Source organism: Pseudomonas sp. AC463 (assembly GCF_979253585.1).
On record NZ_CEEDDZ010000594.1, the window covers coordinates 1 to 273 of the forward strand.

The following is a 273-nucleotide window of genomic DNA, read 5'->3' on the forward strand; positions in this document are numbered from 1 at the left end:
TCCTCGGCTGGAGCATGAGCGGGTGGCGGCACCCGGTGAACACCTATGTCGATATCTTCGCGCCGATGTACGACGATATCGGCAAGATCGCCGACTATGCCGAACAGCCCGGCCTGACCCAGCCGCTGATCCTGTGCGAATACGCCCACGCGATGGGCAACAGCCTCGGCAACTTCGCCGATTACTGGGAGGTCTTCCGCAGCCACAAGAAACTGCAAGGCGGCTTCGTCTGGGACTGGGTCGACCAGACTATCATTGAAAAGGACGCGAAGG

At 60.4% G+C, this 273-nt stretch carries 1 protein-coding gene; it reads left to right on the forward strand.

Annotated elements, in window-relative coordinates; all coding sequences use genetic code 11:
• Positions 1–273, forward strand: a 273-nt coding sequence (locus tag AC0IYH_RS31580; protein WP_471838186.1) for a glycoside hydrolase family 2 TIM barrel-domain containing protein, incomplete at both ends; no start/stop codon positions are given.